Source organism: Streptomyces sp. NPDC048506 (genome assembly GCF_040651315.1).
GTDB lineage: Bacteria > Actinomycetota > Actinomycetes > Streptomycetales > Streptomycetaceae > Streptomyces.
On sequence record NZ_JBEZIX010000011.1, the window covers coordinates 125151 to 138021 of the forward strand.

Annotated in this window: 12 protein-coding genes and 2 tRNA genes; 8 read left to right on the forward strand and 6 right to left on the reverse strand. The window is 72.2% G+C overall.

Annotation, left to right across the window (positions count from 1 at the left end; genetic code table 11):
* Window positions 1-91: 91 nt before the first annotated feature.
* A complete protein-coding gene (locus tag AB0C96_RS11470; RefSeq protein ID WP_362916084.1) occupies window positions 92-922 on the reverse strand; it encodes an SOS response-associated peptidase in 831 nt (276 codons plus the stop codon).
* A gap of 35 nt (window positions 923-957) precedes the next feature.
* Between AB0C96_RS11470 and AB0C96_RS11475 the strand changes: the two genes are divergently transcribed.
* From AB0C96_RS11475 to AB0C96_RS11490, 4 genes are all read left to right on the forward strand, one after another.
* Window positions 958-1671 (forward strand): M50 family metallopeptidase, encoded by a 714-nt coding sequence (locus AB0C96_RS11475; protein WP_362916086.1) that lies wholly within the window; start codon window positions 958-960, stop codon window positions 1669-1671.
* Between the two features lie 154 nt (window positions 1672-1825).
* Window positions 1826-3208, forward strand: a complete 1383-nt coding sequence (gene aroA / locus AB0C96_RS11480; RefSeq protein ID WP_362916088.1) for a 3-phosphoshikimate 1-carboxyvinyltransferase — start codon at window positions 1826-1828, stop codon at window positions 3206-3208.
* Window positions 3209-3222: 14 nt separating this feature from the next.
* Window positions 3223-4230 (forward strand): ribosome small subunit-dependent GTPase A, encoded by a 1008-nt coding sequence (gene rsgA / locus AB0C96_RS11485; protein WP_362916090.1) that lies wholly within the window; start codon window positions 3223-3225, stop codon window positions 4228-4230.
* Between the two features lie 162 nt (window positions 4231-4392).
* Window positions 4393-4725, forward strand: a complete 333-nt coding sequence (locus AB0C96_RS11490) for a multidrug efflux SMR transporter (protein WP_362916092.1) — start codon at window positions 4393-4395, stop codon at window positions 4723-4725.
* A gap of 87 nt (window positions 4726-4812) precedes the next feature.
* Here the strand turns inward: AB0C96_RS11490 and AB0C96_RS11495 are convergent, their stop codons facing one another.
* Window positions 4813-5547 (reverse strand): TetR/AcrR family transcriptional regulator, encoded by a 735-nt coding sequence (locus AB0C96_RS11495; protein ID WP_362916094.1) that lies wholly within the window; start codon window positions 5545-5547, stop codon window positions 4813-4815.
* A 175-nt stretch (window positions 5548-5722) separates the two neighbouring features.
* Here AB0C96_RS11495 and hisN point away from each other — a divergent pair, with 175 nt between their 5' ends.
* Both hisN and AB0C96_RS11505 read left to right on the forward strand, forming a co-directional pair.
* Window positions 5723-6526, forward strand: a complete 804-nt coding sequence (gene hisN / locus AB0C96_RS11500; protein WP_362916096.1) for a histidinol-phosphatase — start codon at window positions 5723-5725, stop codon at window positions 6524-6526.
* A gap of 169 nt (window positions 6527-6695) precedes the next feature.
* Window positions 6696-7109, forward strand: coding sequence for a CBS domain-containing protein (locus tag AB0C96_RS11505; protein ID WP_362916203.1), 414 nt, complete (start codon window positions 6696-6698; stop codon window positions 7107-7109).
* An 84-nt stretch (window positions 7110-7193) separates the two neighbouring features.
* On the opposite strand, the gene AB0C96_RS11510 is transcribed toward AB0C96_RS11505, so the two are convergent.
* Window positions 7194-8657: a catalase gene (locus AB0C96_RS11510; RefSeq protein WP_362916098.1), complete on the reverse strand. Its 1464-nt coding sequence runs from the start codon at window positions 8655-8657 to the stop codon at window positions 7194-7196.
* Between the two features lie 159 nt (window positions 8658-8816).
* Here AB0C96_RS11510 and AB0C96_RS11515 point away from each other — a divergent pair, with 159 nt between their 5' ends.
* The gene (locus AB0C96_RS11515) at window positions 8817-9236 is read left to right on the forward strand and encodes a Fur family transcriptional regulator (RefSeq protein ID WP_362916100.1); all 420 of its coding nucleotides are present in this window, start codon (window positions 8817-8819) and stop codon (window positions 9234-9236) included.
* 246 nt (window positions 9237-9482) lie between these two features.
* On the forward strand, window positions 9483-10340 hold the full coding sequence (locus AB0C96_RS11520) for a polysaccharide deacetylase family protein (protein ID WP_362916102.1): 858 nt from the start codon (window positions 9483-9485) through the stop codon (window positions 10338-10340).
* 166 nt (window positions 10341-10506) lie between these two features.
* On the opposite strand, the gene AB0C96_RS11525 is transcribed toward AB0C96_RS11520, so the two are convergent.
* The 3 genes from AB0C96_RS11525 to AB0C96_RS11535 form a co-directional block, all read right to left on the reverse strand.
* Window positions 10507-10580: transfer RNA gene (locus AB0C96_RS11525), tRNA-Met, on the reverse strand.
* A gap of 125 nt (window positions 10581-10705) precedes the next feature.
* Window positions 10706-12556, reverse strand: coding sequence for a tetratricopeptide repeat protein (locus AB0C96_RS11530; RefSeq protein ID WP_362916104.1), 1851 nt, complete (start codon window positions 12554-12556; stop codon window positions 10706-10708).
* Between the two features lie 218 nt (window positions 12557-12774).
* Window positions 12775-12848, reverse strand: a tRNA-Met gene (locus AB0C96_RS11535).
* Between the last annotated feature and the right edge of the window lie 23 nt (window positions 12849-12871).

Genomic DNA, 12871 nt, shown 5'->3' on the forward strand with positions numbered 1-12871 from the left:
CCCATCCTGCCCGCGCCGCGGCGCGAAGGGCAGCGCAGCACGCGGCGGACGCCCCGGAGCCGCCTCAGAACGCGGACGCCCCGGAGCCGCCTCAGAACAGCGTGCCGACCTCGGGCCCGTCGAGCTCGGTGATCAGCTCAGGGCCGTTGTTGCGGACGTTGCTGACGTCGGTCGGCACGGGGTGGGCCCGCATCAGGCCGGGCGGCGGGGGCGTCAGCAGGGCTTGCAGCTCGTCGGGGTCGGTCACGGCCGGGTCCAGCCAGGCGTCCCAGCGGTCCGGCGTCAGCACCAACGGCATCCGGGGGTGGATGTCGGCCAGCGACTGCGGGCCCTCACCGCCGCTCGCCCCGGCCAGCGGGGTGGTCTCGGCCTCGGTGGTGACGACCGTGCAGGTCACCCACCAGGCCAGCGGGTGGTCCCCGGGCAGCGTGCGGTCCCGCCAGAACTCGTACAGCCCGGCCATCGCCATCACGGAGCCGTCCGCGGGCGTCACGAAGTACGGCTGCTTGCGGGGGCGCTTCTTCCTGCCCTGCTCCTCCAGCTGCCGCTCGGCGGCGTCGGTGACCCACTCGAAGTAGCCGTCACCGGGGATCAGACAGCGGCGGGCGGCCAGGGCCTGGCGGAAGGACGGCTTCTCATGGACCGTCTCGGCCCGCGCGTTGATCATCCGCGCGGCGCCGTCGGGTGATTTCGACCACGACGGGACCAGGCCCCACTTCAGCGTCCGCAGCTGGCGCACCGGCCCCGGCGGGAATCCGTCGGCCGCCGCGCCCTTGAGGGGACGTTCGAGCACCGCGTGCACGTTGACCGTCGGAGCCACGTTCCAGTTGGGCGCCAGGGTCTCCGCCGGCTCCCACTGCTGAACGCCGAAGAGCCCCACCAGGTCCTCGGGCCGACGGCTCGCTGCATACCTACCGCACATGCATGCCACACTGCCATGCCACACGAAGGGGAGACATGGACACCGACCACCTCACCGACATATGGGGCCGAGTCGTCGGGACCCAGCCCGCTCCGTCGCTCTGGCTGGTGATCGTCACGGCGGTGCTGGCGCTGGGCTCCGTGGTCCCGCACACCGCCTGGCGGCTGTCGCGGAACGCCGTCACCATCGCTCACGAGGGCGGACACGGGCTGATCGCGCTGGTCACGGGCCGCCGCCTGGACGGCATCCGACTGCACTCCGATACCTCCGGTCTGACCGTTTCGCGTGGCAAGCCGACCGGTCCGGGCATGATCCTGACCGCCGCGGCCGGCTATATCGCGCCATCCTTGCTGGGTCTGGCCGGTGCCGCGCTGCTCGCCGCGGGGCACATCACCGCGCTGCTGTGGGGTGCCACGGCGCTGCTGCTGGCGATGCTGATCATGATCCGCAACGCCTACGGGGTGCTCACTGTCGTCCTGGCCGGCGCCGCGTTCGTGCTGGTCTCGTGGCTGACGTCGGCGGACGTCCAGGCGGCGTTCGCCTACGCGGTGGTGTGGTTCCTGCTGCTGGGCGGGGTGCGGCCGCCGTTCGAGCTCCAGGGCAAGCGGCGACGCGGCGGAGCGGTGGATTCGGACCCCGATCAGTTGGCGCGGCTGACGAACGTCCCGGCGGCCGTCTGGCTCGGACTCTTCCACGTGGTGACCCTGTGCTCCCTGATCGGCGGCGGACGCTGGCTGCTCGGCCTGTGACGTCGGCCGGGGCCGGTGCCGCCGGCGGCACGCCCGGTGCGCCCACCGGATGTGAGCCTCCTGTGCGCGAGCGCACTACCAGTGCCGTGTTTCGGATGGGTTGCGCCACTTTTGATCAAGATCGGGCCCCTTGCCCAGCCATTAAAGTAAGGGCATGACCGAGAGCCCCACGCATCCCGCCCTCTGGCCCGCCCCGCTCGCCTCCGGGGCCGTCGACGCGACCGTCACCGTTCCCGGCTCGAAATCGGTCACCAACCGCGGCCTGGTACTGGCCGCGCTGTCGTCCGAGCCCGGATGGCTGCGCCGCCCGCTGCGTTCCCGCGACACCCTCCTGATGGCCGAGGCGCTGCGCGCCATGGGCGTCGGCATCGAGGAGACCGCCTCGTCCAGCTCCACCGGCCCCGCCGACTCCGCGGACACCGCCGGACAGCCCGGTGGCGGCGAGGCCTGGCGGATCATCCCGGCCGGCCTGCACGGCCCGGCCACCATCGACGTCGGCAACGCCGGAACGGTCATGCGCTTCCTGCCGCCGGTCGCCGCGCTCGCCGACGGCCCGGTCCGCTTCGACGGCGACCCGCGCTCCTACGAGCGCCCGCTCGGCGGCGTCATCGACGCGCTGCGCGCCCTGGGCGCCCGGATCGACGACGACAACCGCGGTGCGCTGCCGATGACGGTGTTCGGCGGCGGCGCCCTGGAGGGCGGCACGGTCGAGATCGACGCGTCCTCGTCCTCCCAGTTCGTCAGCGCCCTGCTGCTGTCGGCGCCGCGCTTCAACCAGGGCGTCGAGGTCCGGCACGTCGGTGCCGCGCTGCCCTCCATGCCCCACATCCGGATGACCGTCGACATGCTGCGCAGCGTCGGTGCGCAGGTGGACACCCCGGAGGCGGGCGGCGAGCCGAACGTCTGGCGGGTCACCCCCGGTGCGCTGCTCGGCCGCGATCTGGTCGTCGAGCCGGACCTGTCCAACGCCCAGCCGTTCCTGGCCGCGGCGCTGGTCACCGGCGGCCGGGTCACCATCCCGGACTGGCCCGCGCACACCACCCAGCCCGGTGACGCGCTGCGCGAGATCTTCACCACGATGGGCGGCTCCTGCGAGCTGACCGACCACGGCCTGACCTTCACCGGCAGCGGCCGCATCCACGGCATCGACGTCGACCTGAGCGAGGTCGGCGAGCTGACCCCGGGCATCGCCGCGGTCGCCGCACTCGCCGACTCGCCCTCGACCCTGCGCGGGGTGGCGCACCTGCGGCTGCACGAGACCGACCGGCTGGCCGCGCTCACCAAGGAGCTCAACGAGCTCGGCGGCGACGTCACCGAGACCGCGGACGGTCTGCACATCCGGCCGCGGCCGCTGCACGGCGGGATCTTCCACACCTACGACGACCACCGGCTGGCCACCGCCGCGGCGGTCATCGGCCTCGCGGTCGAGGGCGTGGAGGTGGAGAACGTCGCCACGACGGCCAAGACCCTGCCCGACTTCCCCGCGCTGTGGACCGAGATGCTCGACCCGGCGGCCGCCCCCGCCCGGAGAGCCTGAGAGGTCCGGCCGCCATGCGCCGCTACGGCAAGAACCCCGATGAGGACGACGTCCGCGTCCGGCCCAACCGCAAGGGCAACCGGCCCCGTACGAACATCCGCCCCAAGCACGAGGACGCCGCCGAGGGGCTGGTCCTGACCGTCGACCGCGGACGGCTGACCTGCCTCATCGAGGGCCGCACGGTCACCGCGATGAAGGCCCGCGAACTGGGCCGCAAGAGCGCGGTGGTGGGCGACCGGGTCGCCGTGGTGGGCGATCTGAGCGGCGCCAAGGACACCCTGGCCCGGATCGTCCGGGTCGAACCGCGCACCTCCACGCTGCGCCGTACCGCCGACGACGACGACCCGTACGAGCGGGTCGTGGTCGCCAACGCCGACCAACTCGCCATCGTCACCGCGCTCGCCGACCCCGAGCCGCGCCCCCGGCTGATCGACCGCTGTCTGGTCGCCGCCTATGACGCGGGGCTGGACCCACTGCTGGTGCTGACCAAGTCCGATCTGGCGCCCGCGGACGCCCTGTTGGAGTCCTACGGAGCGCTGGGCGTGCCGTACGTGGTGACCAACCGGGACGAACTCGCCGACGGCAGCGCCGCCGAGCGGGTGCGGGAGACGCTCAAGGGTCGGATGACGGCGTTCGTCGGACACTCCGGCGTCGGCAAGACGACCCTGGTCAACGCGCTGGTCCCGGAGCGGCGCCGGGCCACCGGCCATGTCAACGCGGTCACCGGCCGCGGCCGGCACACCACCACCTCGGCGCTGGCCCTCCCGCTCCCCGGCGACCCGGGCTGGGTCATCGACACCCCGGGCGTGCGCTCCTTCGGGCTGGCCCACATCGACCCGTCCCGGGTCATCCACGCCTTCCCCGACCTGGAGCCGGGCACCGTCGACTGCCCGCGCGCGTGCAGCCACGACGAGCCGGACTGCGCACTGGACGAGTGGGTCGCCGACGGCCATGCCGAACCGGCCCGCCTGTACTCGCTGCGCCGTCTGCTGGCCACCCGGGAGCGACGCGAGGGCGACTGATCCCTGGAGTTCACCCCCGGCCGTCCGGAGCAACGGCATAATCACACCAAGGCCGGCGAACTGGTCACCGGGCCCTGGACGCCCGGACGGGGCCCGGATGGGTGGGGGCGGACAACCGCCCCGGAACCCGTCGTCACTCGTCCAGCTGACGGAGGCATGGGTATGGCGTGGTCGTGGCTGCTGGTCGTGGTGGCAGGGCTGCTGGAGACCGGCTTCGCGGTCTGCCTGAAGCTCTCCCACGGCTTCACCCGGCTCTTCCCGACCATCGCCTTCGCGGCCTTCGCCCTCGGCAGCTTCGGCCTGCTGACACTGGCCCTGCGCAAGCTCGACGTCGGCCCGGCCTATGCGGTCTGGACGGGCCTCGGCGCGGCCGGCACGGCGATCTACGGCATGGTCTTCCTCGGGGACCTGGTCTCCACCCTGAAGATCGTCTCGATCACGCTGGTCATCGTGGGCGTGATCGGGCTCCAGTTGTCGGGGTCGGGGCACCACTGAGCCCGGCCGGGGCCGGGACGCCGCGCTCCGCCACGGCCGGCACCGGTGCGCCGGACGCCGTGCGCCCGCCGCGCCCGTGACGGCCCGTCAGCCCCGACCGGGCCGCTCCGCACCGCCCGGCAACCGGTCGAACGCCCCCCGTACGAGTCGTGACACCGCCTCGGCCTCCGCCTCCCGGCGGGTCCGCTGCGCCCGCGTCCGTCCGGCCGGCGCCGTCGCCGCGGCCGGGGCCACCACACAAGACAGCGTCAGCCGCGCCGCGGCCTCGCACGCGGTGCCCAGGGCGGGCAGCTCCTCCTTCGGCCAGTCCGGCTCCAGTACGGCTACCGCCTGGTCGCAGAGCCGGCCGACGAGTTCGGCGGGCCCGGGCAGCGGCCCGTCCGTGGACGGCCGGGTGCGCTGCGCGGGCACGCCGCCGGGGCGGCGGGCCCGGACCGGCGCGGGGCTCGCCGCGGCCACCTCCGGGTCCGGCAGTCGGTCCCCCCAGCAGCCCGTCAGGGCGGCCCTGACCAGGGGATTGGTGCGCGCGGTACGCAGCGTCCAGGCGGCCGCGGCGACCATCCTGGCCGCCGCGTCGCCGGGCGTCCCGGCGGCCGCGGTGCCGCCCCGGGCCAGCGCCCGGGCGACCCCGCTGAGGTAGCTGTCGGTCTCCCGGCGGACCAGGGCGCGGGCCAGGCCCTCCTTGCTGCCGAACTCGTTGTAGAGCGTCTGCCGGGAGACCCCGGCGGCGGCCGCGACGTCAACCATCCGCACGGCCGTCCAGGCCCGGGTCGTCAGCGCCGTGTAGGCGGCATCCAGCAGGGACTCGCGCGCTGCCGACATCCATCGCCTCCCCGGCCGCCGGCCCAGATGGCCGGATTGCGCACAGAATTGACGCCGCATCAGTCGGTGTCAAGGGCCGTCGCAGCACCCTTCGACCACCCGCCCGGAGGGCACCACACGCCGGGCCGGGCACGGCCGTGTGGCTCCGGCGTATACCAATGGATACTGTTCGCACATGCCCGACTATCACGATGATCTTCGCCTCGGCCATGTCCTCGCCGACGCCGCGGACGCCGCCACCATGGAGCGCTTCAAGGCGCTCGACCTCAAGGTCGAGACCAAACCGGACATGACTCCGGTGAGCGAGGCGGACAAGGCCGCCGAGGAGCTGATCCGCGGCCAGCTCCAGCGGGCGCGGCCGCGCGACGCGGTGCTCGGCGAGGAGTTCGGCAGCGAGGGCACGGGGCCGCGCCGCTGGATCATCGACCCGATCGACGGCACCAAGAACTACGTCCGCGGGGTGCCGGTCTGGGCGACCCTGATCGCGCTGATGGAGCGCGGCGAGGGCGGCGACCGTCCGGTGGTCGGCATCGTCTCCGCGCCGGCGCTCAACCGCCGCTGGTGGGCCGCGGAGGGGCTGGGCGCCTTCACCGGCCGCAGCCTGACCTCGGCGACCCGGCTACAGGTCTCGAAGGTCGGCCGCATCCAGGACGCGTCCTTCGCCTACTCCTCACTGACCGGCTGGGAGGAGCGCGGCAAGCTGCCCGGCTTCCTCGACCTGAGCCGGGACTGCTGGCGCACCCGGGCCTACGGGGACTTCTGGCCGTACATGATGGTCGCCGAGGGCTCGGTGGACATCTGCGCGGAGCCGGAGCTGTCGCTGTGGGACATGGCGGCCTGTGCGGTGGTGGTCAAGGAGGCCGGCGGGCAGTTCTCCGGCCTGGACGGCAGGCCGGGCCCGCACAGCGGCAACGCGGCGGCCTCCAACGGCCTGCTGCACGAGGACCTGCTGAGCTACCTCGGCGACGACAAGCACTGACACCGGCGCGCGCCCGCGCACCTGAGGGGCAAGCACTCGGACAAACGTCCAACACTTGCCCCTTGTTGAGCTGCACAACGGCATGTGAACATGAGAACCCCCCACTTTGTGAACTTGTGAATCCGTTCGCAAGGCACATTCACCAAGGAGGTGGCTCCGCTCCATGCCCATGTACGTCAAAGACGCCATGAGCACCCTGATCCTCACCATCGGGCCCGCTCACACCCTCCGCCAGGCGGCACAGTTGATGGCGGCCCGCCGCGTCGGCTCGGCCGTGGTCCTCGACAGCGACAACAGCGGCATCGGCATCCTCACCGAGCGTGACATCCTCAACTCCCTCGGCGCGGGCGAGAACCCCGACCGGGAGACCGCCCAGACCCACACCACCCCCGACGTCGTCTTCGCCACACCGGACTGGACCCTGGACGATGCCGCGGACGCCATGGTGCGCGGCGGCTTCCGCCATCTGATCGTGCTGCGGGACCACGAACCGGTCGGCATCGTGTCCGTGCGCGACATCATCCGCTGCTGGTCGACCGCCGAGGTGCGCGCCGACGCAAGGGCGGGCGCGGTACCGGCCTGAGGGCGCACGAAGGGCCGGACGCACGAAGAGGCCGAAGCCCCTCGGCATCCGGCCTCTTCGGCATGTACGGCAGCGGCGGGCGTATCAGCCGCGCAGGGCCTGCACCGCGGCTTCCAGCCGCTTGCCGTAGTCCGCGTCCGCCTTGCGGAAGTTCTCGATCGCCCGCTGTGCGATGTCGTCGCGGGAGACCTGTGCGAGGAAGCCCGCCAGGTTGCCGATCAGGCGCTCCTTCTCGTCCTCCGACATCAGGCGGTAGAGGTTGCCGGCCTGGACGAAGTCGTCGTCCTCGGCGTGCGCGGGCGCCGCGTGGTCACCGGCGGTGCCGGTCACCGGGAGCGGCTGCCACAGCGGCTGACCGGTCTGGTTCGGGCCGCCGAAGCTGTTGGGCTCGTAGTTCTTCCGACCGCCGTGACGGCCGTCGTAGAGCGCGCCGTCCCGGCCGTGGCTGCGCGCCTCGGTGGCGTGCGGACGGTTGACCGGCAGGTGGTCGGCGTTGATGCCGACGCGGTAGCGGTGCGCGTCGCCGTACGCGAAGAGGCGGCCCTGGAGCATCTTGTCGGGGGACGGGCCGATGCCCGGCACGAAGTGGTGCGGGGAGAAGATCGACTGCTCGACCTCGGCGAAGATGTTCTGCGGGTTGCGGTTGAGCTCCAACGTGCCGATCTCGATCGGCGGGTAGTCCTCGTGCGGCCAGACCTTGGTCAGGTCGAACGGGTTGAAGCGGTAGTCGGCCGCCTCGGCCGCGGGCATGATCTGCACCTGCACCGTCCAGGTCGGGAACTCGCCCCGCTCGATGGCCGTGCGCAGGTCCCGCTGGTGGCTGTCCGGGTCCTCACCGGCGAGCCTGTTGGCCTCGTCCTGGGGGAGGTTCTTGATGCCCTGGTCGGTCTTGAAGTGGTACTTGACCCAGAAGACCTCACCGGCGGCGTTGTTCCACTGGAAGGTGTGCGAGCCGTAGCCGTTCAGGTGGCGGTACGAGGCGGGGATGCCACGGTCGCCGAACAGCCAGGTCACCTGGTGGGTCGACTCGGGCGACAGACCCCAGAAGTCCCAGACGTTGTCCGCCTCCTGGGAGCCGGTGTACGGGTCGCGCTTCTGGGTGTGGATGAAGTCCGGGAACTTGATGGCGTCCTTGATGAAGAACACCGGGGTGTTGTTGCCGACGAGGTCGTAATTGCCCTCCTCGGTGTAGAACTTCAGCGCGAAGCCGCGCGGGTCGCGCACCGCGTCGGCCGCACCGAGGCTGCCCGCGACGGTGGAGAAGCGCAGGAAGACCTCGGTCTCCTTGCCGACCTCGGACAGGAACGCGGCACGGGTGTACCGGGTCACGTCCGCGGTCACCCTGAACGTGCCGTACGCGCCGGCGCCGCGGGCGTGCACGATGCGCTCCGGGATGCGCTCGCGGTTGAAGTGCGCGAGCTTCTCGATCAGGAGCTGGTCCTGGAGGAGACCGGGGCCGCCGATGCCGGCCGACTCGCTGTTCTGGTTGTCCGCGACCGGAGCGCCGGACTCCGTGGTCAGCGGTCCGGTGGTGCTCTCTACCGACACGTGCGCCTCCTGAAAATCTTCTCCACCTGTCCTTGGCCTGCGCCGAACACGATCCTACATTGGACATTGTCTAAGTCAAGAAGCATCCGAAAGCCGTACACATTCCGGTGATGGATCCCCACTGCTACCCTTGCCCTATCTGACTGATGGGTGATTGGCATGAGTGACCTGCTGGAACGACTCCGGGAACGCGGCTGGCGGCTGACCGCGCAGCGACGCGTCGTCGCCGAGGTCCTCGACGGGGACCACGTCCACTACACCGCCGACGAAGTGCACGCACTGGCGACCGACCGGCTTCCCGAGATCTCCCGCGCCACGGTCTACAACACCCTCGGCGAGCTGGTGGCGCTCGGCGAGGTGATCGAGGTGAGCACGGACGGCCGCGCCAAGCGGTACGACCCGAACGCGCACCACGACCACCAGCACCTCGTCTGCTCGCAGTGCGGCACCATCCGCGACGTCCACGTGCAGGGCGACCCGCTCTCCGCGCTCCCCGAGCCCGAGCGCTACGGCTTCCAGGTCTCCGAGGTCACCGTGACCTACCGCGGCCTCTGCCCCACCTGTAACGCCGCCGCCTGACCACCCCGGGCAATCCGGCCCCGTCGGCCGCCTCGCAAGGCCCCGGCACGCAGAACCGACCGCACCCGCCGAAATCCGGCGGGCGCTTCGGCGTGCCCGAAGGCCCCGCCCATCGCCCCGGGTTCGCAGGTGACCGGCGTCACAGCCGGCCCGCACTTGACCTTCACATCAATGTGAGGGTTCGAGCATCCCACCAAGAGATCGCAGCAGATCACGGCACCCACGCGCACTCGAAGGTGAGATTCGATGGACAACCAGCTCTACGACTACAGCCCCATCATCGACCGCGAGCCGATCCACTGGCCGAACGGCGCCCGGGTCGCCTTCTACGTCGGACTGAACATCGAGCACTACCGGATCGACCGCCCCTCCACGAGCACCTTCGCGGGCACCGCGGGGCTGACTCCGGACCCGCTGAACTACGGCTGGCGCGACTACGGCCCCCGGGTCGGCATCTGGCGGCTGATCGAGAGCCTCGACCGCCACGGCATCCGCGCGAGCGCCCTGCTCAACTCCGCTGTCGGCGAGCGGTATCCGCAGATCATCGAGGCCGGACGGGCCCGGAACTGGGCGTGGCTCGCCCACGGCAGGGACAACTCCACCTTCCAGGCCGACATGACGCCGGACGAGGAACGCGCCTACCTGACCGACGTGGTCGACACCATCGAGCGCACCACCGGCCAACGGCCGCGCGGCTGGATGGGGCCGGCGCTCACCGAGACCTTCCGGACGCCGGAGCTGCTCGCCGACCTCGGCCTGAGCTATGTGCTCGACTGGACCAACGACGACCAGCCGTACCGGCTGAACGTGCCCGGAATGCTGAGCGTGCCGTACTCCGTCGAGCTGAACGACATCGGCCTGTTCGTCAGCAAGGGCCTCACCGGGCCGGACTTCGTCACGATCGTCAAGGACCAGCTCGACCAGCTCTACGAGGACGCGGCGGGCAGCGGCCGGGTGATGTCGCTGGCCCTGCACCCCTTCGTCATCGGCCAGGCGTTCCGGCACAGGTACCTGGACCAGGCGCTGGAGTACGTCGCGAACCACCCCGGCGTGTGGCTCACGACCAGTGACGAGATCGCCGAACACTACGCCGGGACCGCGTGAGGGCCCAGGAGCCCGCCGGCCCTACGGGAGCGGGGCAGCCTCGGTGACCGCCGCCGGTACCCGGAGACGGTCGGCCACCGGCCACAACGGGCCCGTACGGTCCGGTTCCGCCCTCCGCACACGACGAAGGCCCGGATTCCATGGAATCCGGGCCTTCGTCCTTGAGTAGCGGGGACAGGATTTGAACCTGCGACCTCTGGGTTATGAGCCCAGCGAGCTACCGAGCTGCTCCACCCCGCGTCGTTGTGCCCTTACTTTAACCCCGGCCCGACGACCAGTGCAAATCCCTTTCCGGGCCCCCGGCCCCCGGGCCCGAGGACCCGGCTCCGGGGCCCGGAGGGAGCTGCGCGCGCCGTGGGTGTGCCCTAGGCGCTGAGCTCGTCCTGGAGCGCCGTACGCAGCCGGGCCGCGCGCTCCGCGACCTCCGGCGGTCCCAGGTCGACGGCCCGCGCGCACCAGCCCTGCGCCTCGGCGAGGGCGCCGTGCCGGGCGGCGAGCAGCGCCAGCCGCAGTGCGGCCCGGCCGTGCCCGCCCTCGGCGGCGCGCTGCCACCACAGGGCCGCCTCGGGCAGGCTGCCCTCCCTGGCCAGCAGCAGCCCGAGGTTGAAGGCACCGTTGCGGCTGCCGGCCTCGGCCGCCGCGCGGTACCAGTTGGCGGCCTCGACGACCTCGCCGCGGGCCGCCGCGAACATGCCGACCCGCACCTGGGCGCGGCGGTGGCCCTGCCGGGCGGCCCGCTCGTACCACTGCATGCTCTCGTCGTCGGCCGGCCGCTCGCCGTCCGCCGGCCCGTCGCCCGCGGCCGAGGCCTTGCGGTCGAGGAGGTCCGCCAGCCGGAAGGCCGCCTCGGCGCTACCGCCGTCGGCCGCACAGCGCAGATTGCGCTCCGCGTCCGCCAGCCGGCCGTCCCGCAGCTGCACGATCCCGACCTGGAGCGCCGCATCGGTGTGCCCGGCCGCGGCCGCCCGTTCGTACCAGGTCTGCGCCGTCCGCTCGTCACCGCGGCCGGCGAACAGGATTCCCAGGTTGAACGCGGCGTCCACGCTGCCCGCCTCGGCCGCCTTGGAGAACCACGGCTCGGCTCCCGAGGCGTCGCCGCGCTGGAGCAGTAGGATCGCCAGCGCGTTGGCGGCCTCGCGGTGCCCGGCGTAGGCGGCCCGGCGGTACCACTGCTCGCCGCGTCCGGCCCGGCCCTGCTCGGCGCAGAGCAGCCCGATGTTGTAGGCGCCGTTGACGTCACCGGCCTCCAGCGCGACCCGGTACCAGCGCTCGGCGCTCTGCACCTCGCCCCGGTCGGCGTGCAGTGCCCCCAGCGCATTGGCGGCGTTGCCATCGCCGTCCTGGGCGGCCCGCCGCCACCACTCCGCGGCGCTCTCCTCGTCACCGGCGTCGCGCAGCAGGTAGCCCAGCGCGCAGGCGGCGCGCGCCTCACCGTCCTTGGCGGCGGACAGGTACCAGCGGCCGGCCTCCTGGATGTCGCCGCGGTCCTCCAGGAGCGCGCCCAGCTGCAAAGCGGCCCGACGGTGGCCCCGCGCGGCGGCCTGGCGGTACCACTGCTCGGCCTCCTCCTGCTGGGTCAGCTCGCCGTACGCGGGCACCGTCCGGCGGTCCGTGTCGCGGCCGTCCTCGATGAGCCGGGCGAGGCGGTACGCGGCCTCGCGGTGGCCGCGCTCGGCGGCGGCGCGGAACCAGCGCTCGGCGCCGATGTCCCCGCGGTGCTCCAGCAGGTCGGCGAGCGCGTAGGCGCCCAGGCAGTGGCCGGACTCGGCGGACTGGCGCAGCCAGTACTCGGCCGCCGGTTCGTCGCCGCGCTCGCGGTAGTGGCGGCCGAGGGCGTGGGCCGCGGCGGCGGAGCCGGCGACGGCGGCGATCCGCCACCAGCCGGCCGCCTCGTCCCCGTAGCCGCGCTGGTGGAGCAGTACGCCGAGGTTGTTGGCCGCGGCGCGGTCCCCGGCGGCGGCCGCGGAGCGCAGGTGCGGCTCGGCGCCGTCGAGGTCACCGCGGCGCAGCAGCATCGCGCCGAGCGCGCTCATCGCGGCGGTGTCGCCCGCCTCGGCGGCCCGGCGGTGGCCGGTCTCTGTCACGGCGTCGGACGCCTCGGCGGCCTCCGCGGCCTCCATCGCGTCCATCGCCAGCTCGGGTTCGCGCCCGTCGTCGGGCGCATGTACAAACCGGTCCGTCTCCAACAACCTTGCCTTGTCCCCCATAAGACCCATCGTCGCATCACCTGTAACCCGCGTACACCTGGTATACCGCAGCCAGTGAGGTCACTTCAGCGGTTTGTCGACTTCCCGACACAACGACAAGTCAAACTCAAGCACACAGGTTCCCTACATTGGCCGCGCGACCCGGCCTTCTCCCCGATCACACCGAAACGTATGACGACGCATGACGAAGGCCCGGATCCTTGAGGATCCAGGCCTTCGGCGTTCCGTAGCGGGGACAGGATTTGAACCTGCGACCTCTGGGTTATGAGCCCAGCGAGCTACCGAGCTGCTCCACCCCGCGTCGTTGTGCCCTCAACGTATCAC